The following is a 21569-nucleotide window of genomic DNA, read 5'->3' on the forward strand; positions in this document are numbered from 1 at the left end:
ATGACACGAGGTATTATTCCTCGCGGCTCTCCGGCGTCTCGACAAAGTTGTCGAACACGTCGTCGGCGCTCATGTTCTGAGTCATGATCGGGGCGGCGAGCGCGGCGGCAGCCTCGGCCTCTTCGCGGCGCGCTTCGATCACGATATTGTCACGCGCCTGTGCGATGCGGCGCATTTCCTGCGTCGCCCGGCCCGTTCCCGCCGGAATGAGACGGCCCACGATCACGTTCTCTTTCAGACCCACGAGCTTGTCGCGCTTGCCCTGAACCGAAGCCTCGGTGAGTACGCGCGTCGTCTCCTGGAAGGAGGCCGCCGAGATGAACGACCGGGTCTGAAGCGACGCCTTGGTGATACCGAGAAGAATCGGTTCGCCGGTAGCGGGACGCCCGCCCTTGGCCTCGGCCTTGGCATTCGCCTCGTCAAGCTCGACCTTGTCCACATGCTCGCCCTTGAGAAGGGTGGTGTCCCCCGACTCGTCGATTTCCCATTTCTGGAGCATCTGACGGACGATCACCTCGATATGCTTATCGTTGATCTTCACGCCTTGAAGGCGATAGACCTCCTGCACCTCGTCGATCATGTAGTTTGCCAGCGCCTCGACCCCCATGATGGCGAGGATGTCATGCGGCGCGGGGTTGCCGTCCATGATGTAATCGCCCTTCTGAACATAGTCGCCTTCCTGAACCGGAATGTGCTTGCCCTTGGGGACCATGTATTCGACCGGCGCGCGGCTGTCGTCCACCGGCTCGATGGTGATACGGCGCTTGTTCTTGTAGTCCTTGCCAAAGCGCACATAGCCATCCACCTCGGCAATGATGGCGTGTTCCTTGGGGCGGCGTGCCTCGAAGAGTTCGGCCACTCGCGGCAGACCGCCGGTGATGTCCTTCGTCTTGCCGCCCTCGCGCGGGATACGCGCCACCACGTCGCCGGCCTCGACATGCTGAGTGTGCTCGACCGACAGGATCGCGTCCACCGACATCGGATAGGTCACCGGATTGCCTGCGTCGTTGCGAATCGGCTCGCCATCCTCGCCCACGATGAAGATCTCGGGCTTGAGCTCGTTGCCACGCGGCGCGGCGCGCCAGTCGGTCACGATCTTCTGGGTCATGCCGGTGGCATCGTCCGTCACGTCGCGGACCGACAGGCCCGTGATCAGATCGACGAATTTGGCCGTGCCCGATTTCTCGGCGAGGATCGGCAGCGTGTAGGGGTCCCACTCGAAGAGCTTCTGCCCACGCACCACCTTGTCGCCCTCGGCGACGAAGAGACGCGTGCCGTAGCCGACCTTGTGGACGGCAAGCTCAAGTCCGGCGTCGGAGCGGATCAGCACCTTCATGTTGCGGCCCATCACCAGCGTTTCACCGCGCGAGTTCACGAGGACCTGCGGGTTCTCGAAGGCAATGGTGCCTTCCTGGCTCGATTCAAGGAAGGACTGCTGCCCACCCTGCGCGACGCCGCCAATGTGGAAGGTCCGCATGGTAAGCTGTGTGCCCGGCTCGCCGATCGACTGCGCGGCGATGATCCCCACCGCCTCGCCGATATTGACCAGCGTGCCGCGCGCCAGATCGCGCCCGTAACAGGTGGCACAGACGCCATCCTCGGCCTCGCAGGTGAGAGGCGAACGCAAACGCACGGTCTGCACCGAGGACTCCTCGAGCACATCGGCCATACGTTCGTCGATGAGCTGGCCCTTGGCCACCAACACCACGCCGGTATCGGGATCGACGATATCATCCGCCGCAACCCGGCCAAGACTGCGCTCGGCCAGCGAGGCCACGACCTCGCCATCATTCACAGCCGCTTCGACCGTCACCGCGCGTTCGGTGCCGCAATCATGCTCGCGCACGATACAGTCCTGTGCCACGTCCACCAGACGCCGGGTCAGATAGCCCGAGTTCGCCGTCTTGAGCGCCGTGTCGGAGAGACCCTTACGCGCGCCGTGGGTCGAGTTGAAGTATTCAAGAACGGTCAGACCTTCCTTGAAGTTCGAGATGATCGGCGTCTCGATGATGTCACCGTTGGGCTTGGCCATCAGGCCACGCATTCCTCCAAGCTGCTTCATCTGCGTGACCGAGCCGCGCGCACCTGAGTGAGCCATCATGTAGACGCTGTTGGGCTCCATCACGCCGCCATTCTCATCGCGCTTTTCGGCCGAGATGGTGGCCATCATCGCCTCGGTCACCTTGTCGTTGCACTTCGACCAGGCATCGACGACCTTGTTGTATTTCTCACCCTGGGTGATGAGACCGTCCATGTATTGCTGCTCGAACCCTTTGACGAGGGTGCGTGTCTCTTCGACGATCGGCCATTTGGATTCGGGGATCACCATGTCGTCCTTGCCGAAGGAAATGCCCGCGCGGAACGCCTCGCGGAAGCCCATGGTCATGATCTGATCGCAGAAAATGACCGATTCCTTCTGGCCGCAATAGCGGTAGACGGTGTCGATGACCTGCTGCACCTCCTTCTTGCGCAAAAGACGGTTCACAAGGCTGAACGGGGCCTTGGCATTGGGCGGCAGGAGCGCGCCAAGCTTGGCGCGGCCCGGCGTCGTCTCGACGCGGGCGAAGGCCTCGTTGCCCTCTTCGTCGATATGCGCCACGCGCACAGTCACCTTGGCGTGCAGGTGCACCTCGCCCGCGTCAAGCGCGTGCTGCACCTCGTCGAGCGAGGAAAACACCATGCCCTCGCCCTTCATGCCCTCGCGTTCCAGCGTGACATAATACAGGCCGAGCACCATGTCCTGCGACGGCACGATGATCGGCGCGCCATTGGCGGGGCTGAGCACGTTGTTGGTGGACATCATCAGGACGCGCGCTTCAAGCTGCGCCTCAAGCGAGAGCGGCACGTGGACGGCCATCTGGTCGCCGTCGAAATCAGCGTTGAAGGCGGCACAAACCAGCGGGTGAAGCTGGATCGCCTTGCCTTCGATCAGGATCGGCTCGAATGCCTGAATCCCCAGACGGTGCAGGGTCGGCGCGCGGTTGAGCAGCACGGGATGCTCGCGGATCACCTCGTCAAGAATGTCCCAGACCTCGGGCCGCTCTTTCTCGACCAGTTTCTTGGCCTGCTTGACGGTTGAGGAGAGGCCTTTGGCCTCGAGCCGCGAATAGATGAAGGGCTTGAACAGCTCCAGCGCCATCTTCTTGGGCAAGCCGCACTGATGCAGCTTCAACTCGGGGCCGGTCACGATGACCGAGCGGCCCGAGAAATCGACCCGCTTGCCCAGAAGGTTCTGGCGGAAGCGGCCCTGCTTGCCCTTGAGCATGTCCGAGAGCGACTTGAGCGGGCGCTTGTTGGCGCCGGTGATGACGCGACCGCGGCGACCGTTGTCAAAGAGCGCATCCACCGCCTCTTGCAGCATCCGCTTTTCGTTGCGCACGATGATGTCGGGGGCGCGCAGTTCGATCAGCCGCTTGAGGCGGTTGTTGCGGTTGATCACCCGGCGGTAAAGATCGTTGAGATCGGACGTGGCGAAACGGCCGCCATCGAGCGGCACCAGCGGGCGCAGTTCGGGCGGAATCACCGGCAGCACCGTCAGCACCATCCATTCCGGACGGTTGCCGGATTCAAGGAAGCTTTCGACCACCTTGAGGCGCTTGATGATCTTCTTGGGCTTCAATTCACCCGTCGCTTCCTTCAACTCCTCGCGCAGGCGTTCGGCCTCGGCCTCGAGGTCGATATTGGCGAGCATCTCGCGGATGGCCTCGGCACCGATATTGGCGGTGAAGGCGTCCATGCCATAGGCATCCTGGGCATCCATGAACTCTTCCTCGGTCAGCATCTGACCATAGGTGAGATCCGTGAGGCCCGGCTCGATCACGACGTAATTCTCGAAATAGAGCACCCGCTCCAGATCGCGCAGCGTCATGTCAAGCATCAGGCCGATACGCGAGGGCAGCGATTTCAGGAACCAGATATGGGCGCAAGGCGCAGCCAGCTCGATATGGCCCATGCGCTCGCGCCGGACCTTTTGCAGCGTCACCTCGACGCCGCATTTCTCGCAGACGACGCCGCGATATTTCATGCGCTTGTACTTGCCGCACAGGCATTCGTAATCCTTGATCGGGCCAAAGATGCGCGCGCAGAACAATCCGTCACGCTCAGGCTTGAACGTGCGGTAGTTGATCGTCTCGGGTTTCTTGATCTCGCCATAGGACCACGAGAGGATACGCTCGGGGCTGGCAAGGCTGACCTTGATTTCGTCGAACGCCTTGGCAGGGGCGACGGGGTTGAACGGGTTGTTGGTAAGTTCCTGGTTCATTGTCTGATCCTTGAAGGCTGGCAAAGGGGAAAGAGGGACCCCGGATTTTTTCGGAGAAAAATCCGGGGGGCAGAATTTTCTGCGAAAATTCTGCCGTTACTCATCCTCCTCCGCATCCAGGAGTTCCATGTTGAGGCCGAGGCCACGCACTTCCTTGACAAGGACGTTGAACGATTCCGGAATACCGGCCTCGAAATTGTCCTCGCCTTTGACGATGCTCTCATAGACCTTGGTGCGGCCCGCCACGTCATCGGATTTGACGGTGAGCATCTCTTGCAGGGTATAGGCCGCGCCGTAAGCCTCAAGCGCCCAGACCTCCATCTCGCCGAAGCGCTGGCCACCGAACTGCGCCTTGCCGCCCAGAGGCTGCTGCGTGACAAGGCTGTAGGGTCCGGTCGAACGCGCGTGGATCTTGTCGTCCACCAGGTGGTGCAGCTTGAGCAGATACTTGATGCCCACGGTCACCGGGCGCGCGAATTGCTCGCCCGTGCGCCCGTCGAATAGCACCGACTGCCCGCTGGTATCAAAGCCCGCGCGCCGCAGCGAATCGTTCACATCCGCCTCCTTGGCCCCGTCAAAGACCGGCGTGGCGATCGGCACACCATTGGTGACAGCGCCCGCCGCAGCAACAAGCATCGCCTCATCCATGCCGGCGATGCCCTCTTCATAGACCTCGTCGCCATAGGCGTGGCGCATGGCCTCGCGCACCGGGGTCAGATCGCCGGTGCGGCGATAGGCGCTCAGGGCATCGTCGATCTGCACGCCGAGGCCGCGCGCGGCCCAGCCCATGTGGGTCTCGAGGATCTGGCCCACGTTCATCCGGCTTGGCACACCGAGCGGGTTGAGGCAGATGTCCACCGGCGTGCCATCGGCGAGGAAAGGCATGTCCTCGATCGGAATGACCTTGGAGACCACGCCCTTGTTGCCGTGCCGCCCGGCCATCTTGTCGCCCGGTTGCAGCTTGCGCTTGATGGCGATGAAGACCTTGACCATCTTCATGACGCCCGGCGGCAGGTCGTCGCCGCGGCGCACCTTCTCGACCTTGTCCTCGAAGCGGGCATCGAGCGTGCGCTTCTGAGCCTCATACTGGTCGTGGAGCGCCTCGACGATCTTGGCGTCAGCCTCGTCCTTGAGAGCCAGTTGCCACCACTGGCCGCGCGTGAGCGTCCCGAGCAACTCCTCGGTGATGTCCGAGTTGGCCTTGACGCCCTTGGGCCCCTTGACCGCAACCTTGCCGAGGATGAGCGATTTCAGGCGCGCATAGATGTTGCGGTCGAGGATCGCCAATTCGTCGTCGCGGTCACGCGCGAGCCGTTCGACCTCGTCACGCTCGATCTGGAGCGCGCGCTCGTCCTTTTCAACCCCGTGGCGGTTGAAGACGCGCACCTCGACGACGGTGCCAAAATCGCCGGGTTTGACCCGAAGCGAAGTGTCGCGCACGTCGCTGGCCTTTTCACCAAAGATCGCGCGGAGAAGTTTTTCCTCCGGCGTCATCGGGCTTTCGCCCTTGGGGGTGATCTTGCCCACGAGGATATCGCCTGGCTGCACATCGGCCCCGATATAGACAATGCCCGCCTCATCGAGATTGCGCAGCGCCTCCTCGCCCACGTTGGGGATGTCCCGGGTGATTTCCTCGGGTCCGAGTTTCGTGTCGCGGGCGGCCACCTCGAATTCCTCGATATGGACGCTCGTGAACACGTCATCGCGGACGATACGTTCCGAGATCAGGATCGAGTCCTCGTAGTTGTAGCCGTTCCACGGCATGAAGGCGACGATCACGTTCTTGCCAAGCGCCAGTTCGCCCATGTCGGTGCACGGACCATCGGCGATGACCTCGCCCTTCTGAACCGTGTCGCCCACGTTCACGAGGGGCCGCTGGTTGATGCAGCTGTTCTGGTTCGATCGCTGGAACTTGCGCAGGCGGTAGATGTCCACGCCCGGATCGCCGATCGCCAGATCCTCCGTGGCGCGCACAACGATACGCTGCGCATCGACCTGATCGATCACACCGCCGCGGCGCGCCATGATCGCAGCACCCGAATCGCGGGCCACCACGCCCTCGATGCCGGTGCCCACGAGCGGGGCCTCCGAGCGCAGCGTCGGCACGGCCTGCCGCTGCATGTTGGAGCCCATAAGCGCGCGGTTGGCGTCGTCATTCTCAAGGAACGGGATAAGCGAAGCCGCGACCGAAACGAGCTGTTTCGGGCTGACGTCGATCAGGTTCACATTCTCAACGGGCGCAAGCATGTATTCGCCCGATTGCCGTGTGTTGACCATCTCGTTGACGAAACGGCCCTGCTCGTCGAGCGAGGCATTGGCCTGCGCGACGGTGTGGCGCATTTCCTCGGTGGCGGACATATAGACCACCTCGTCTGTCACCTGCCCGTCATTGACCTTGCGATAGGGGGTTTCGATGAAACCGTATTTGTTCACCCGCGCGAAGGTGGCGAGCGAGTTGATCAGACCGATGTTCGGACCTTCCGGCGTCTCGATGGGGCACATGCGGCCATAGTGGGTGGGATGCACGTCGCGCACCTCGAAGCCCGCGCGCTCGCGCGTGAGGCCGCCCGGCCCGAGCGCCGAGAGACGGCGCTTGTGGGTGACTTCGGAGAGCGGGTTGGTCTGGTCCATGAATTGCGACAGCTGCGAGGAGCCGAAGAATTCGCGTACCGCCGCTGCCGCGGGCTTGGCGTTGATGAGATCCTGGGGCATCACGGTGTCGATCTCGACGGAACTCATGCGCTCCTTGATCGCGCGTTCCATCCGCAGAAGGCCCACGCGATACTGATTCTCCATCAACTCGCCGACAGAGCGCACCCGGCGATTACCGAGGTGGTCGATATCGTCCACTTCGCCTTTGCCGTCGCGCAGTTCCACCAGTGCCTTGACACAGGCCACGATATCATCGCGGTCGAGCGTGCGCTGCGTGTCGGGCTTGTCGAGGTTGAGGCGCATGTTCATCTTGACCCGACCCACGGCGCTCAGGTCATAGCGTTCGGAGTCAAAGAAAAGCGTGTCGAACAGTGCCGCCGATGCCTCTTCGGTGGGGGGCTCGCCGGGACGCATGACGCGGTAAATGTCCATGAGCGCAGTTTCTCGGCCCATGTTCTTGTCCATCGCCATGGTGTTGCGAATATGGGGGCCAACAGCCACACCGTCGATGTCAAGCACGGGGATCTCGGTGATCGCGGCATCGAGCAGATCCTGAAGCGTGCCCCCGGTGATGGTGCCGTCCTTGTCGTATTCCAGTGTCAGCTCATCGCCTGCCTCGACATGGATTGCGCCTGTCTCCTCGTCGATGATGTCGCGGGCGGCGAACTTGCCGACGATATGATCGAAAGGCACCAGAAGATCGGTAACCTTCCCCTCTTCGATGATCTGCTTGACCGCGCGCGGCGTGACCTTCTTGCCCGCCTCGAAGAGCACTTCGCCGGTCTTGGCGTCTACGATGTCATAGGTCGGACGGGTGCCGCGGATGCGGTCGGGGAAGAATTTGGTGACCCAGCCCTGCTTTTTCTTCAGCTTGTAGGTGACGGTGTCGTAATAGGCATTCATGATGCCTTCCTGATCGAGACCGAGCGCATAGAGCAGCGTCGTCACCGGCAGCTTGCGGCGACGGTCGATGCGCGCGAACACGAGGTCCTTGGCGTCAAACTCGAAGTCGAGCCAGGAGCCGCGATAGGGGATGATCCGGCAGGTAAAGAGCAGCTTGCCCGAGCTGTGCGTCTTGCCCTTGTCGTGATCGAAGAAAACGCCCGGAGAGCGGTGCATCTGGCTGACGACCACGCGTTCCGTGCCGTTGACGATAAAGGTGCCGTTAGGCGTCATGAGCGGCATGTCGCCCATGAACACGTCCTGCTCCTTGATGTCCTTCACGGATTTAGCGCCGGTATCCTCGTCCACATCGAAGACGATCAGCCGAAGCTTGACCTTGAGCGGCGCGGCATAAGTCATGTCGCGCTGCATACATTCCTCGACGTCGTATTTCGGCTTCTCCAGCTCATAGCTGACGAATTCGAGCACGCTCGTCTCGTTGAAATCCTTGATCGGGAAAACCGACTGGAAAACGCCCTTGATCCCCTCGCCATCGCCCGGCTGCGGGCCCTCGCCCGAGTTCAGGAAGAGGTCATAGGAGGATTTCTGCACCTCGATGAGGTTCGGCATTTCCAGCACTTCGCGGATCTTGCCGTAATACCTGCGCAAACGCTTCTGGCCAAGGTAGCTCTTTGCCATGTTCGATCTCACCTTTCGTTTCTCACCGGCTGCGGTCGCTGTCGGGCACCAGCGCCGAGGGCCTCAGAGATAGCGGGGCGATCCATTCGCGGCCATCGTCCCAATGACGGCCTCCCGATCGCAAGAACCTCGCCTGAAAGAAGCCCCGGCATGGGCGGGGACTCTCTGAGACAGGTTCGGCTGGACCCGGATGGCCCGGATCCAGCCTTTTTCTTGTGTCACGTGTGCCGCACAGCCCCCCGATCGCTGCGCGACCGGGGCGATCGCGCCACAGACACGATCACTTGAGTTCGATCTCGGCGCCGGCTGCTTCCAGCTTGGCCTTGATTTCTTCGGCTTCAGCCTTGGAGACCTGCTCCTTGACAGCCTTGCCACCGGCCTCGACGAGGTCCTTGGCTTCCTTGAGGCCGAGGCCCGTGATGGCGCGGACTTCCTTGATGACATTGATCTTCGACGCACCGGCCGATTTCAGGATCACGTCGAATTCGGTCTGCTCTTCGGCGGCTTCGCCACCGGCATCGCCGACCGGGCCAGCCATCATCACGGCGCCGCCTGCGGCGGGCTCGATGCCATACTCGTCCTTGAGGATGGTTTTCAGTTCCTGTGCTTCGAGAAGCGTCAGATTGACAATCTCTTCCGCGAGTTTCTTCAGATCAGCCATTGTTCAGCTCTTTCCGTATCTGGTTGTGTTCCAACGTCGGGGCGAAACCCCACACGCATGTGACAGGTATGCCTTATGCAGCCTCGGCCTTTTCCTCGATCGTCGAGAGAATGCTCGCGATATTCGAGGCAGGTGCGCCAATGGCCCCGGCGATGTTCGAAGCAGGCGCGCCGATGCAGCCAACGATGGAGGCGATAAGCTCCTCACGCGACGGCATTTTCGACACGGCCTCGACACCGGCCCGGTCCAGAGCCGTCTCACCCATTGCCCCGCCAAGGATCTCGAACTTCTTGTTCGCCTTGGCAAAGTCCTCGGCCACCTTAGCTGCTGCCACGGGGTCCTCGGAGAAGGTGAGCACGGTCATGCCCGAGAGGTAGTCAGCGATGCTTGCGCATGGCTTGCCCTCAAGGGCGATCTTGGCGAGCCTGTTCTTGGCAACGCGGACCGATGCCTCTGCCGCACGGGCGCGGGCACGAAGATCCTGCATTTCGACAACTGTCAGACCCGTGTAGTGGGCAACCACCACGACGCCAGAGCTTTCGAAGATCTGGCCGAGTTCGTCGACCACTTTCTCTTTCTGGGCTCTATCCACAGTTTCACTCCAATTTTGGGGGTTCCCCCCCGGCTCAGGTCTGCCACCCCCGAAAGGGCGGCGTTCGGGTCCAAAACACGGGGTCCCGAGGCCAAGATCACCCGAGAGCCAAGGCCCCGGCTGAAATCTCATCTCGTTCCCCATCTCAGGAAGGAATTATACGCCCCATCGGGCGAACCCTCCGTCTCGGACAGGACGGGGCCACACGGCCCCGCCATCCGCCCCGGCCCTCATCGGACCGGGGCGAGATTTCATTCGGTCACTGCACTGTTGATGTCGACCGACACGCCCGCGCCCATGGTGGACGAGAGCGAGATTTTCTTGACATAGGTGCCTTTGGCACCGGCCGGTTTGGCCTTTTGCACGGCCGAGACGAAGGCACGCACGTTTTCGGCCAGCTTGTCGGCGTCGAACGAGGCCTTGCCGATCCCGGCATGGATGACCCCGGCCTTTTCGGCCTTGAACTGGACCTGGCCGCCCTTGGCGTCCTTGACGGCCTGCGCCACATCCATGGTCACGGTACCAACCTTGGGGTTGGGCATCAGGTTTCGGGGGCCGAGCACCTTGCCCAGACGGCCCACGACGGGCATCATGTCGGGCGTGGCGATGCAGCGGTCAAACTCGATCTTGCCGCCTTGCACGATCTCCATCAGGTCTTCGGCGCCGACGATATCGGCACCGGCGGCCTGCGCCTCTTCGGCCTTGGGGCCACGAGCGAAGACGGCAACGCGCACGGTCTTGCCGGTGCCGTTGGGCAAACCTACGACGCCGCGCACCATTTGATCGGCATGGCGCGGATCGACACCCAGATTCATCGCGATTTCAACTGTTTCATCGAACTTCGCGCTGGCGTTGTCCTTGATGAGCGTCACGGCCTCCTCGACCGTCACGTTCTCCTTGCCGACGAAAGCCTCACGCAGGGCACGGGTCCGTTTTCCAAGCTTTGCCATCTTACTTCACCTCGATGCCCATGGAGCGCGCGGAGCCGAGAATGATCTGCATCGCCGCCTCGACGGAATTTGCGTTGAGATCCTTCATCTTGGCTTCGGCAATCTCGCGCACCTGCGCGATGGTGACGGTGCCGGCCGTGGCGCGGCCCGGCGTCTTGCCGCCGGATTGCAGCTTGGCGGCTTTTTTCAGGTAATGCGACGCCGGCGGCGTCTTGATTTCCATATCAAAGGACTTGTCCTGGTAGTAGGAAATCACCGTGGGACACGGGGCGCCCGGCTCCATGTCTGCGGTCTTGGCGTTGAACGCCTTGCAGAATTCCATGATGTTGATGCCGCGCTGACCCAGGGCAGGGCCGACTGGCGGGCTGGGATTGGCTTGCCCGGCTTTCACCTGGAGCTTGAGCTTCCCGATCAGTTTCTTGGCCATCTGGCCTCTCCTTCGCTTACAACGCCGTCAGGGCGCGCCCCTCCGGCTCTCTCGTTGTGTGGTCCGGTCCGGCGGCCGCGGCCACCTCGCCTCCCACGGCTCACGCGGTCACATCTGTTTCGTGACCTGGGTGAATTCCAGTTCGACCGGGGTCTCCCGACCGAAAATCGACACCGACACCTTCAGGCGCTGGTTGTCCTCGTCCACATACTCGACCATCCCGTCGAAATCCTCGAACGGGCCGTCGTTGACCTTGACACGTTCGCCCACCTCGAAATGGATGAGCGTGCGCGGGCTTTCCTCGCCCTCCTGCACGCGGCCAAGGATCGCCTGCACCTCGGCGTCACGCATGGGCATTGGGCGACCCTGCGGCCCAAGGAACCCGGTCACACGATTGATCGAATTGATCAGGTGATAGCCCTTGTCCGTCATCTCCATATGCACGAGCACATAGCCCGGCATGAAGCGCCGCTCGGCCGTCACCTTCTTGCCACGACGAATCTCGATCACCTCTTCGGTGGGGACCAGAACCTCGTCGATTTCGTCCTCTAGACCGTTGTCGATCACCGACTGCCTGATCTGCTCGGCGATCTTCTTCTCGAAATTCGAGAGAACGCTGACCGAGTACCACCGCTTTGCCATTGCCGACCTTGTCCTTGCTTGCCGGCGACATCGCCGGTTTTTCGAATTCTTCCAGGCGGTTATGCCTACAGCCCCGCAAATGAAAATCGGCGCGCAACACGAATCGCCGCGCGCCATTCCCCGAGGTGTCGTGTCAACTACCTTTGATCGCCCTCATTTTCAAGGCCCGGCGGCGAATTAATCCCCGCTCAACCGAAAATCCCGAGGATCGCCTGAAGCCCGCCCCGGATCGCCAGATCGACCAGCGCGAAAAAGATTGCTGTGAGCGTCGCGAGGATAAACACCATCACAGTGGTCAAGAGCACTTCGCGCCGGGTAGGCCAGACGACCTTGGCCACTTCCGAGCGGACCTGCTGAATGAACTGAAGCGGGTTCGTGCGAGCCATTTGCGCTGTCTTTCCTGAATTCATCATGCCGCGACATACGCGGGCCGGGCGATGAATTCAAGGGCCGAGACGGTCGCGCCGAGACTCGCCCAGACGTTCGAAGGGATCGGGAAAGCCATCGAAAGGGTCATCCTCCTGTCCTGGCGTAACATGTTCATGGACGCGGCGGACACGAATGGCTACCTGGTCACGAATCGCGGCAAGGCGTTGCTGACCGAAAAGCGCGACGCCGACGAGGCACAGCACAAAGACCGCCAGCATCGCGATGAGGACGGCACGCGGCCAGATCAGCACCGCAAGAAACAGACCGGCCCACCCCAGGTATTCGGGCGTCGGTCGCCAGACACGCAGTCGCGCAAGCAACGGCAGCCCGAGGTGGCCCGCCCGTCCAACCGGCCCGGCGCGGCGCGGACTGGCACCTTGCATGACCGTTTGATCCGCAAGCGCAGGCAGAGCGGCAAGGTTGCGCGTCGCACGTTCGTCACGCATGATCTCGCTGATCGTGACGACGGCATTTCGCACGGCAATCTCGGTTGTCGCTGCATCGGTAGGCGGCCGGGCGGCAAACTCGTCGGCATCCAGACAGAAATGATCAGATTGGGGTCTTCCCCGAAAACGTTTGTGTGTCATAACAAAAGCACTCTCTCTCCACGCCCCCACGCGGATCGACGCGGCCCTGTGGCCTTGCCGATAGGTGGTTTATCTGAGGCGCAAATGTGTCGCAAACATGGCGATGCCGCGCCGAAATTAAGGCATTACAGATTTTCAACACATTTGAGCGGTATTTTCAGCACAATTGACACGGCGACCCCGACCATGCGTTCGGGTCCGGGCAGAGGTCTCGGCCTCCTGTCATTCCTGATTTTGATGGCAGGGGCAGCAGGGCTCGAACCCGCGACCTACGGTTTTGGAGACCGTCGCTCTACCAGCTGAGCTATACCCCTGTGGTGCGGCGGTGTTATTTGCTTTCGCCGCCCCCGTCAAGCGGGGGCGGCAAGCGTCACCGCCGGGAAATTCAGATGTGCCGTTCCACCATCATCTTCTTGATTTCGGCAATGGCCTTGGCGGGGTTGAGGCCCTTGGGACAGGTCTTGGTGCAGTTCATGATCGTGTGGCAACGATAGAGCTTGAACGGGTCTTCCAGATCATCGAGCCGCTCGCCGGTAGCCTCGTCGCGCGAGTCGATGATCCAGCGATAGGCATGCAGGAGCGCGGCCGGGCCCAGATACTTGTCGCCGTTCCACCAATAGGACGGACAGGAGGTCGAACAGGACGCGCACATGACGCATTCATAGAGACCGTCGAGTTTCTCGCGATCTTCGATCGACTGTTTCCACTCCTTCGCCGGACGGTTGGTCTTGGTTTCCAGCCACGGCATGATCGAAGCATGCTGCGCGTAGAAATGCGTGAGGTCGGGGATCAGGTCCTTGACCACCGGCATGTGCGGCAGCGGATAGATCTTCACGTCGCCCTTGATCTCGTCCATGCCATAGATGCAGGCAAGCGTGTTGATCCCGTCAATGTTCATTGCGCAGGATCCACAGATCCCCTCGCGGCAGGAGCGGCGGAAGGTCAGCGTGGGGTCGATCATGTTCTTGATGTAGATGAGGGCATCCAGAACCATCGGTCCGCAATCGTCGAGATCCACAAAATAGGTGTCGACACGGGGATTGTGCCCGTCATCTGGGTTCCAGCGGTAGATCTGAAACTTGCGCATCGTGCCACCGGTCTCTGGCCGCGGCCAGGTCTTGCCCGTGACCATGCGCGAATTTTTGGGCAGGGTGAATTGAACCATAGTGATAGCTCCCTTGTCTCAGCTTGGGCCGGGCCTTGTCCGTGTCATCGGCTCAGCGTCTCTTGATGCAATAGGCGGCCCCCCCGAGCAGAATCGGAGCCCCCGGAGGACATTTCCGGTATTCGGCCCGCTCGGCCGGAGATTGTGCCTGCGTTGCGAACCGGGGGGTCTGCGCACGACCGAGACGTTCATCGGCACAGGCATTCACACGATCAGCCTGTTCGGGAGACAGGTTCGGCCCCGGCACAATCCATGTCACGGTCTGGCCACCCGGCGGGAGTTCTGGCCAGACCGCCCCGAACCGAGCGGCCCCGTGTAAACCCATGTCATAGCGGCAATCGAGAATCGCCCCTCGCTGTTCCAGAACCGGAATATACCGGCCTGGATCTGCCAGAGACATTGTTGCGGTTCCGATCGTAATTCCAGCGGCAATCACACCGAGCTTGTGAAATGAGGTAAAATCAAACATCAGCTTTCTCCCTTGAAATCCGCGCCACAGCTGTCTCGCGCCTTGCGAGGTCATACCCCGATTCCCGCTCTGGGTGAACCATGCCAAGGAGCATTCTCCTTTCAGCCCCCCAGCAGGATCAGGCTGTTCTGGGCAATACAGCGTGTCGCCTCGGGGCGGCGGGCGATCTCGATCACCTTTTGCGTGATCTCGGGGGAGATGCCCGAGACGCTTGCGCCCGCGATCTGCACAATCTCGCGCGCCGAGGCCGCATCTATGATGCAATCGGTGACGGGGGCGGAATTCACCCCCGGAAATCTCTGGTTGACGACGCTGTTGACGACGGATTTGGCCCGCTCGCGCGCGATGGTGTCGGCGACCTGATTGCTCGCCTCGCATGCTCCGAGAGCCACCAGCGCCGTCGCCGCGAGCAGCCCCCGCATCAGAAGGTGCGCGCCTTGGGCGCGATCTTCTTGAGGCTGATGCCGCCCTCTTCCTCGGAGGTGAGGGGCGCCTCGATCACCGGGCGATAGCTCAGCATGACCTTCTGCCCGTCGATCCGGGCAATCGTGTGCACGCGCCAGGTCTTGTCATCTCGGTTCGGGTAATCCTCGTGCGCATGCGCGCCCCGGCTTTCCTTGCGCGCCTCGGCACCGACGATTGTGGCAAGTGCACAGGGCATGAGGTTCGTCAGTTCCAGCGTCTCCATCAGATCGCTGTTCCACACGAGACTGCGGTCGGTCACTTGCAGATCACCCACCTTGGCGGCGACGGTGTCCATCTTCTCGACCCCTTCCTTGAGGGTTTTGTCGGTGCGGAACACCGCTGCATCGGCCTGCATGGTCTTTTGCATTTCAAGCCGTAAATCGGCGGTCGGGATCGCGCCCTTGGCGTGGCGCAGCCCATCGAAGCGGTCGAGCGCCTTGTCGATTTCCGCCGTGTTGGTGGCGGGCACCGCGCTTTCGGGGTTGACGACCTTGCCCGCACGAATGGCGGCGGCGCGGCCGAACACCACGAGGTCGATAAGCGAGTTTGAACCGAGACGGTTCGCGCCATGAACGCTGGCACAGGCTGCCTCCCCCACTGCCATCAGGCCGGGAACGACGGCGTTCGGGTCATCCTTGGTCGGGTTCAGAACCTCACCCCAATAGTTCGTCGGGATACCGCCCATGTTGTAATGCACAGTGGGCAGGACCGGGATCGGTTCCTTGGTGACATCGACGCCCGCAAAGATGCGCGCCGATTCCGAGATCCCCGGCAGCCGCAGCTTGAGCGCCTCGGACGGCAGGTGGCTGAGGTTCAGGTGGATATGATCCTTACCCGCCCCCACGCCGCGCCCTTCGCGGATTTCCATGGTCATGCAGCGGCTGACATAGTCGCGCGGCGCAAGATCCTTGTAGTTGGGCGCATAGCGCTCCATGAACCGCTCGCCCTCGGAATTGGTCAGGTATCCGCCTTCGCCGCGCGCGCCCTCGGTGATCAGGCAGCCCGCGCCAAAAATGCCGGTCGGGTGAAACTGCACGAATTCCATATCCTGAAGCGGCAGGCCGGCGCGCGCCACCATTCCGTTGCCGTCGCCGGTGCAAGTATGCGCCGAGGTGGCCGAAAAATAGGCGCGGCCATAGCCGCCCGTCGCCAGCACCACCATCTTGGCGTTGAAGACGTGGATCGTGCCATCGTCGAGTTTCCAGCACACAACCCCGGTGCAGGCGCCATCGGTCATCACCAGATCAATGGCGAAATACTCGATATAAAACTCAGCCTTCTGCTTGAGGCTCTGACCATAGAGCGTGTGCAGGATCGCATGGCCGGTGCGGTCGGCGGCGGCGCAGGTGCGCTGCACGGGCGGGCCATCGCCGAATTCGGTGGTATGGCCGCCAAAGGGGCGTTGATAGATCTTGCCCTCCTCGGTGCGCGAGAACGGCACGCCGTAATGTTCCAGTTCATAGACCGCCTTTGGGGCCTCACGCGCAAGATATTCCATCGCGTCGGTATCGCCGAGCCAGTCCGAGCCCTTGACCGTGTCGAACATGTGCCACTGCCAACTGTCCGGGCCCATGTTGCCGAGCGAGGCCGCAATGCCACCCTGCGCCGCCACGGTATGCGAGCGTGTTGGGAAAACCTTGGTCACACAGGCCGTGCGCAGCCCCTGTTCGGCCATTCCGAGCGTTGCGCGCAGTCCGGCCCCGCCGGCCCCGACAACCACGACATCATAATCATGCGTTTCGTATTGATAAGCAGCCATGCTTTCAGGTCCTCACAGTGCGATCTTGGCAAGGGCAAACAGCCCGGTGGCGATCGTCCCGTAGCTCAGGATGGTGACGAAGATGATCAGAGCGCGGCGCGTGGTGCCGTGGCTATAATCCTCGATCATGGTCTGCGCCCCGGCGGCGAAGTGGCGCAGCCCGAAGAAGATCACGAGGGCGGTCAGGATCGCCACGACCGGATGCGCGAGACTGTCCAGAACTTCTGCCCGATCACCCCCCAATATGCGCCCGAAAGCCACCAGAAACATCGGGATGATGAGCGCGAGGCCGACGCCCGAGAGCTTCATATACCAGAAATGTTCGGTGCCCGTGCCCGAGGCGCCCTTGCCCTCGGCGCGTTTGCGTGCGGTCAGATAACGCATGACAGCCTCCTCAGACCAGAAGCAGCGTGATGATGGTCAGAACGACCGAGCCGATTATGACACCCCAGCCGAGTTTCTCGGCGGTGGGAATGTCCATACCTTTGCCCGCGTCGAAATAGAAATGACGCAGCCCCGCAAGATAGTGATACCATACCGCCCAGAGCGAGAGCGTGAGCACCAGATCGCCGAACCACGAGGTCATCACCGCATCGGCAACCGCGAAATAGGCGTCCGAGGTCGAGGCGGCCAGAAGCCACCACACGATAAGCAGCGCCGCAACGATCAGCGCGTTGCCGGTGATGCGCGTCAGGATCGAGGTGATCGAGGTAAGTTGCGGGCGATAGACCTGCAAATGCGGCGACAGAGGGCGTTCAACCTCTTTGGTCTCGGCCATGGAGAACCTCCTTCGGATGGTCGGCAGCGGCACAAGGCCACTGTAGCTGCCCACGTTTTGGAGCTTTTTGGCGCGTCTGTCACCTGTAAGGGCGCAAAAATAGCGGTTAAGCGGACAATTCGCCGCAAAAAACCGGCATTTGTGATCACAAAAATAATCGCGTGATCACATCAAGGCGTAATCCACTCTGAGTCTACGCTGCAAAGCGGCATTGAGTCTCTCTGGACAGGCGCACAAAGGCGACTATCCGTCTGCCGCAAGTTTGTGATCACAAGCGGGACTCAGCCCGCGCTCTTCTCCAGCACCTCGATCCGGGCCTTCAGCGACTCGTTCTCCTCGCGGGCCTTCTGCGCCATGGCGCGCACGGCGTCGAATTCCTCGCGGGTGACGAAATCGCGATCCGCCAGCCAGCGGTCGATGAGCGATTTCATCGCCGTCTCGGCCTCGATGCGCGCGCCCTGCGCCACGCCCATGGCGTTTGTCATGAGTTGGCTCAGATCATCGAGCACCTTGTTACGCGTCTGCATGGCGCTTACCTCCGGCGTTACAGTCGGTCCCTTATATGGGCGGGCGCGCCACGATCACAAGGTTGACTTTCCCCACCCCCGAGAGGCATTCAGATACATATGCAGGCCGCCATCCCCTTTCCCGACATATCGCCCGAGATATTCTCGATCCCGCTCTTCGGCATGGAATTCGCCCTGCGCTGGTATGCGCTGGCCTATATCGTCGGCATCGTCATCGGCTGGCGGCTGGTGGTGGCCACGGTGAAGCGGCCCGCGCTCTGGCCCGGCGGCACCGCGCCGATGAAACCCTCGGATGTAGAGGACCTGCTGACCTGGGTGATTCTCGGCGTGATTCTCGGCGGGCGGCTGGGCTATGTGCTTTTCTATCAGCCGGGTTATTACCTCTCGAACCCCGGCCAGATACTTCAGGTCTGGGAAGGCGGAATGGCCTTTCACGGAGGGCTTCTGGGGGTGGTGCTGGCGGTGATCCTGTTTTCGCGCGCGCGCGGTATCAACTGGGTCTCGGTCGCCGATGCGCTCTGCATGGTGACCCCGGTCGGCCTTTTGCTGGGGCGGGCCGCCAATTTCATCAATGCCGAATTGTGGGGGCGGCCCACCGACCTTCCTTGGGGGGTAATCTTTCCGGGCCGCGCGGCGCAGGATTGCGCGGGGGTGGTGGCCGGGCTTTGCGCACGCCACCCATCGCAACTTTACGAGGCGGCGCTAGAGGGGATGATTCTCGGCGCAGTGCTGCTCTGGCTTGGCTGGCGTCGCGGCGCGTTACAACTGCCCGGCACGCTCACGGGTCTGTTCTTTGCCGGATATGGCATCGCACGGTTCCTGGTCGAGTTCGTGCGGCAGCCCGATGCGCAATTCGTCTCTCCCGGCAACCCGCTGGGCCTTGCCTGGCATGTGGGCGGCTATGGGCTGACCATGGGACAACTCCTGTCGCTGCCGATGATCGCCTTCGGGTTGGGCATGGTGCTCTGGGTGCGGCGGGTGCGGCCTGCATGACAGTGCTCGCAAAGGCCCTTGCCGCACACATCCGCGCCACCGGCCCGATGAGCCTTGCCGACTACATGGCCACCTGCCTGATGGATCCGCGCCACGGCTATTACGCCACGCGCGACCCGTTCGGGGCGGCGGGTGATTTTATTACCGCACCGGAAATCAGCCAGATGTTCGGAGAGTTGCTGGGGCTTTGCCTTGCACAAGCCTGGCTCGATCAGGGCGCACCCGCGCCTTTTACCCTGGCCGAACTCGGCCCCGGTCGCGGCACGCTCATGGCGGATCTTTTGCGCGCCACCCGCGCCGTTCCCGGCTTTCACGCCGCGCTGCGCCTTTATCTGGTCGAGACCTCGCCCGCCCTGCGCAAGGTGCAGGCAGCGACCCTTGGACGCGGCGACGTGACATGGTGCGACCGGGTGGAGGATCTGCCCGAGGCGCCGATTTTCCTTATCGCCAACGAGTTTTTCGACGCGCTGCCGATTCGCCAGTTTCAGCGGGATCAAAGCGGCTGGCGCGAGCGGGTGGTGGGGTTGGCGGGCGCGCGCCTGACGCTCGGCCTTGGACCCGAGACCGCCCTGCCCGATCTTGCGCACCGGCTGGAGGACACGCGGGCGGGCGACATCGTAGAGACCTGCGCGCCGGGGACGGCCATCGCGGGGCAGATAGGCGCGCGGATCGCCACCCATGGCGGCACGGCGCTGATCATCGACTACGGCGACTGGCGCTCGCTCGGCGACACGTTTCAGGCCGTGGCGGCCCATGCGCCCACCGATCCTTTCACCACCCCCGGCGCGGCAGATCTTACTGCGCATGTGGATTTCGAGGCGCTCGCCCGCGCCGCCAGCCCCGCCGCCCATACCCGGCTCACGCCGCAGGGCGTGTTTCTGGAACGTATCGGGCTAGGCACCCGCACCGAGGCACTGGCCCGCGGCCTTTCCGGGGCGGCGCTCGACAGCCACCTTGCCGCATATCGGCGCTTGACCGCAGGAGAGGAAATGGGGACGCTCTTCAAGGTGCTAGGCCTCTACCGCGCCGGCACGCCAACGCCACCCGGACTGGAGACATGACACTCGAAATCATCACCGCCGACGCGCTTGGCCCCTTTCGGCACGGGTTCTTCACCCGGCGCGGCGGGGCCTCTTCGGGCATCTTCGCGGGGCTGAATTGCGGCGCAGGCTCCTCGGATCAGGCCGAGATCGTGACCATCAACCGTGCCCGCGTGGCCGATGCGTTGCAAGTCGCGCCCAATCACCTTGTCACGGTGCATCAGGTCCATTCGGCGGATGTCGTGCCGGTCACCGGTCCGCTCACCGAACGCCCGAACGCCGATGGCATGGTGACGGCAACACCGGGGGTGGCACTTGCCGTGCTGACCGCCGATTGCCAGCCGGTGCTTCTTGCCGACGCGCAGGCGGGTGTGATCGGTGCGGCCCATGCGGGCTGGCGCGGGGCACGTGACGGAGTGCTGGAAGCGACGATCGAAGCGATGGTGAGGCTGGGGGCCACGCGCGATCGCATCACCGCCGTGATCGGGCCGACGATCAGCCAGATGGCCTATGAGGTCGGACCCGAGCTGCTCGATGATTTCCTCGCCGACGATCCCGAAAGCAGCCGATTTTTCGCCAACGGCACCGGCGACCGTTATCAGTTCGACCTGCCAGGCTATGGCCTCTGGCGATTGCGTCGCGCGGGCGTGGGCCATGCGGAATGGACGCGCCATTGCACCTATGCCGACCCCGACCGCTTTTATTCCTACCGCCGCAGCACCCATGCGGGCGAGGCCGATTACGGGCGGCTCATCTCGGCGATCCGGCTGTAAGCCACTGGCCTTCGCCTGTCGCGCAATCATCGCGCAGAAACTCGTAGAATGACCGCGCCCGCCCCTCGCGCATATAGGCGCTGTTGAGCCGGGACTTGGCCTGAAAGGCCGCGCACACCGCGCGCCTGTGTTCTGTCCGCACCCCGGTGCGCCCCATCTCGATCTCACGCTGGATCCGCGCATAGGCCCCCTGCACGCGCAGGGCAAAGCCGCGATCCGCCGTGGCGCTGCGGGGATGGAGGTGGAGGTTGTAATGGGTCGCTGCCAAAGGCGCATGCCCCCCCGCCGCCGAGAGCGCCTCGGCGGCATGGAGCACATCCTGTGACGGCACGCTGCGGAATGGCCCGGCAAGCGCGCGCGCCATCACCGGATGAAAGCTTGCCCCCGTGCCTAGGTCGGCTATCTCCAGCCACTCGCGTTCCCGCCCCGGCAGATGCATGAGCGCGCGACCGCCGTGAAGAACCCGCGTGCACCCGAAAGCCACGCCATGCACCTGCGCCAAAGGCACGAGCGCCGCCAGATAGCCCGCCTCCCAGGTGTCGTCGGCATCGAGAAAGGCCACAAGACGCCCGCGCGCCCGCGCCAAAGCCCGGTTGCGCGCGGCCCCTGCTCCGCTTGCCACATGATGCGCAGCGCAGCGCACGAGCCGCAGGCCATAATCGGGCAGACCATCATACCCGTCGCCATCGTCGGGGGCGAGCACCACCTCCACCTCGTCGGGCGGCAGGCCCGCAGCAGCGACCGAGGCCAGTGCCACAGGCAGGCTATCGCGCGCCCGATAGGTCGGGATGATGACCGAGACGCGGGGCACCTCCCTG

The 21569-nt window shown here is 62.6% G+C and carries 20 protein-coding genes and 1 tRNA gene; 3 read left to right on the plus strand and 18 right to left on the minus strand.

Going from position 1 to position 21569, the window contains the following annotated elements; translation table 11 throughout:
* Window positions 1-13: 13 nt before the first annotated feature.
* The 17 genes from rpoC to KAK09_RS14025 form a co-directional block, all read right to left on the minus strand.
* Window positions 14-4261 (minus strand): DNA-directed RNA polymerase subunit beta', encoded by a 4248-nt coding sequence (gene rpoC, locus KAK09_RS13945; RefSeq protein WP_210879545.1) that lies wholly within the window; start codon window positions 4259-4261, stop codon window positions 14-16.
* A gap of 96 nt (window positions 4262-4357) precedes the next feature.
* Window positions 4358-8494, minus strand: coding sequence for a DNA-directed RNA polymerase subunit beta (rpoB, locus tag KAK09_RS13950; protein ID WP_210879546.1), 4137 nt, complete (start codon window positions 8492-8494; stop codon window positions 4358-4360).
* Between the two features lie 280 nt (window positions 8495-8774).
* Window positions 8775-9155, minus strand: coding sequence for a 50S ribosomal protein L7/L12 (gene rplL / locus KAK09_RS13955; protein WP_210879547.1), 381 nt, complete (start codon window positions 9153-9155; stop codon window positions 8775-8777).
* A gap of 73 nt (window positions 9156-9228) precedes the next feature.
* A complete protein-coding gene (gene rplJ, locus KAK09_RS13960; RefSeq protein WP_210879548.1) occupies window positions 9229-9747 on the minus strand; it encodes a 50S ribosomal protein L10 in 519 nt (172 codons plus the stop codon).
* A 251-nt stretch (window positions 9748-9998) separates the two neighbouring features.
* The gene (rplA, locus tag KAK09_RS13965) at window positions 9999-10697 is read right to left on the minus strand and encodes a 50S ribosomal protein L1 (protein ID WP_210879549.1); all 699 of its coding nucleotides are present in this window, start codon (window positions 10695-10697) and stop codon (window positions 9999-10001) included.
* A 1-nt stretch (window position 10698) separates the two neighbouring features.
* Window positions 10699-11124 (minus strand): 50S ribosomal protein L11, encoded by a 426-nt coding sequence (rplK, locus tag KAK09_RS13970; protein WP_210879550.1) that lies wholly within the window; start codon window positions 11122-11124, stop codon window positions 10699-10701.
* 108 nt (window positions 11125-11232) lie between these two features.
* Entirely contained in the window at window positions 11233-11766 is a 534-nt protein-coding gene (gene nusG / locus KAK09_RS13975) for a transcription termination/antitermination protein NusG (protein WP_210879551.1), read from the minus strand.
* Window positions 11767-11954: 188 nt separating this feature from the next.
* Window positions 11955-12152, minus strand: coding sequence for a preprotein translocase subunit SecE (gene secE, locus KAK09_RS13980; RefSeq protein ID WP_210879552.1), 198 nt, complete (start codon window positions 12150-12152; stop codon window positions 11955-11957).
* Between the two features lie 57 nt (window positions 12153-12209).
* Window positions 12210-12674 (minus strand): hypothetical protein, encoded by a 465-nt coding sequence (locus KAK09_RS13985; RefSeq protein ID WP_210879553.1) that lies wholly within the window; start codon window positions 12672-12674, stop codon window positions 12210-12212.
* Between the two features lie 346 nt (window positions 12675-13020).
* Window positions 13021-13096, minus strand: a tRNA-Trp gene (locus KAK09_RS13990).
* Window positions 13097-13167: 71 nt separating this feature from the next.
* The gene (locus KAK09_RS13995) at window positions 13168-13947 is read right to left on the minus strand and encodes a succinate dehydrogenase iron-sulfur subunit (protein WP_210879554.1); all 780 of its coding nucleotides are present in this window, start codon (window positions 13945-13947) and stop codon (window positions 13168-13170) included.
* A gap of 52 nt (window positions 13948-13999) precedes the next feature.
* Window positions 14000-14416, minus strand: coding sequence for a hypothetical protein (locus tag KAK09_RS14000; protein ID WP_210879555.1), 417 nt, complete (start codon window positions 14414-14416; stop codon window positions 14000-14002).
* A gap of 101 nt (window positions 14417-14517) precedes the next feature.
* Window positions 14518-14838 (minus strand): succinate dehydrogenase, encoded by a 321-nt coding sequence (locus KAK09_RS14005; protein ID WP_210879556.1) that lies wholly within the window; start codon window positions 14836-14838, stop codon window positions 14518-14520.
* Window positions 14838-16640: a succinate dehydrogenase flavoprotein subunit gene (gene sdhA / locus KAK09_RS14010; RefSeq protein WP_210879557.1), complete on the minus strand. Its 1803-nt coding sequence runs from the start codon at window positions 16638-16640 to the stop codon at window positions 14838-14840. The genes KAK09_RS14005 and sdhA overlap by 1 nt, the downstream gene beginning before the upstream one ends.
* A gap of 12 nt (window positions 16641-16652) precedes the next feature.
* Entirely contained in the window at window positions 16653-17024 is a 372-nt protein-coding gene (gene sdhD / locus KAK09_RS14015; RefSeq protein WP_210879558.1) for a succinate dehydrogenase, hydrophobic membrane anchor protein, read from the minus strand.
* Window positions 17025-17034: 10 nt separating this feature from the next.
* Window positions 17035-17418 (minus strand): succinate dehydrogenase, cytochrome b556 subunit, encoded by a 384-nt coding sequence (gene sdhC / locus KAK09_RS14020; RefSeq protein ID WP_210879559.1) that lies wholly within the window; start codon window positions 17416-17418, stop codon window positions 17035-17037.
* A gap of 281 nt (window positions 17419-17699) precedes the next feature.
* Entirely contained in the window at window positions 17700-17945 is a 246-nt protein-coding gene (locus KAK09_RS14025) for an accessory factor UbiK family protein (RefSeq protein WP_210879560.1), read from the minus strand.
* Between the two features lie 99 nt (window positions 17946-18044).
* Here KAK09_RS14025 and lgt point away from each other — a divergent pair, with 99 nt between their 5' ends.
* The 3 genes from lgt to pgeF are packed head-to-tail and all read left to right on the plus strand — an operon-like array spanning window position 18045 to window position 20751.
* Entirely contained in the window at window positions 18045-18938 is an 894-nt protein-coding gene (lgt, locus tag KAK09_RS14030) for a prolipoprotein diacylglyceryl transferase (RefSeq protein ID WP_210879561.1), read from the plus strand.
* Window positions 18935-19999 carry a class I SAM-dependent methyltransferase gene (locus tag KAK09_RS14035; protein ID WP_210879562.1) on the plus strand — a complete coding sequence of 355 codons (1065 nt, stop codon included), beginning with the start codon at window positions 18935-18937 and terminating at the stop codon, window positions 19997-19999. The genes lgt and KAK09_RS14035 overlap by 4 nt, the downstream gene beginning before the upstream one ends.
* Entirely contained in the window at window positions 19996-20751 is a 756-nt protein-coding gene (pgeF, locus tag KAK09_RS14040; RefSeq protein ID WP_210879563.1) for a peptidoglycan editing factor PgeF, read from the plus strand. The genes KAK09_RS14035 and pgeF overlap by 4 nt, the downstream gene beginning before the upstream one ends.
* Here pgeF and KAK09_RS14045 read toward each other — a convergent pair.
* Window positions 20729-21562: a glycosyltransferase gene (locus KAK09_RS14045; protein WP_210879564.1), complete on the minus strand. Its 834-nt coding sequence runs from the start codon at window positions 21560-21562 to the stop codon at window positions 20729-20731. The genes pgeF and KAK09_RS14045 overlap by 23 nt on opposite strands.
* Window positions 21563-21569 lie beyond the last annotated feature (7 nt).

The organism is Roseovarius autotrophicus, assembly GCF_018069895.1.
Taxonomy (GTDB): Bacteria; Pseudomonadota; Alphaproteobacteria; order Rhodobacterales; family Rhodobacteraceae; genus Roseovarius; species Roseovarius autotrophicus.

Coding starts and splice junctions, on each gene's coding strand:
- rpoC (WP_210879545.1), bottom strand. CDS start 4,261: ATGAACCAGGAACTTACCAACAACCCGTTCAACCCCGTCGCCCCTGCC.
- rpoB (WP_210879546.1), bottom strand. CDS start 8,494: ATGGCAAAGAGCTACCTTGGCCAGAAGCGTTTGCGCAGGTATTACGGC.
- rplL (WP_210879547.1), bottom strand. CDS start 9,155: ATGGCTGATCTGAAGAAACTCGCGGAAGAGATTGTCAATCTGACGCTT.
- rplA (WP_210879549.1), bottom strand. CDS start 10,697: ATGGCAAAGCTTGGAAAACGGACCCGTGCCCTGCGTGAGGCTTTCGTC.
- rplK (WP_210879550.1), bottom strand. CDS start 11,124: ATGGCCAAGAAACTGATCGGGAAGCTCAAGCTCCAGGTGAAAGCCGGG.
- nusG (WP_210879551.1), bottom strand. CDS start 11,766: ATGGCAAAGCGGTGGTACTCGGTCAGCGTTCTCTCGAATTTCGAGAAG.
- secE (WP_210879552.1), bottom strand. CDS start 12,152: ATGGCTCGCACGAACCCGCTTCAGTTCATTCAGCAGGTCCGCTCGGAA.
- KAK09_RS13995 (WP_210879554.1), bottom strand. CDS start 13,947: ATGGTTCAATTCACCCTGCCCAAAAATTCGCGCATGGTCACGGGCAAG.
- KAK09_RS14000 (WP_210879555.1), bottom strand. CDS start 14,416: ATGTTTGATTTTACCTCATTTCACAAGCTCGGTGTGATTGCCGCTGGA.
- KAK09_RS14005 (WP_210879556.1), bottom strand. CDS start 14,838: ATGCGGGGGCTGCTCGCGGCGACGGCGCTGGTGGCTCTCGGAGCATGC.
- sdhA (WP_210879557.1), bottom strand. CDS start 16,640: ATGGCTGCTTATCAATACGAAACGCATGATTATGATGTCGTGGTTGTC.
- sdhD (WP_210879558.1), bottom strand. CDS start 17,024: ATGCGTTATCTGACCGCACGCAAACGCGCCGAGGGCAAGGGCGCCTCG.
- sdhC (WP_210879559.1), bottom strand. CDS start 17,418: ATGGCCGAGACCAAAGAGGTTGAACGCCCTCTGTCGCCGCATTTGCAG.
- KAK09_RS14025 (WP_210879560.1), bottom strand. CDS start 17,945: ATGCAGACGCGTAACAAGGTGCTCGATGATCTGAGCCAACTCATGACA.
- lgt (WP_210879561.1), top strand. CDS start 18,045: ATGCAGGCCGCCATCCCCTTTCCCGACATATCGCCCGAGATATTCTCG.
- KAK09_RS14035 (WP_210879562.1), top strand. CDS start 18,935: ATGACAGTGCTCGCAAAGGCCCTTGCCGCACACATCCGCGCCACCGGC.
- pgeF (WP_210879563.1), top strand. CDS start 19,996: ATGACACTCGAAATCATCACCGCCGACGCGCTTGGCCCCTTTCGGCAC.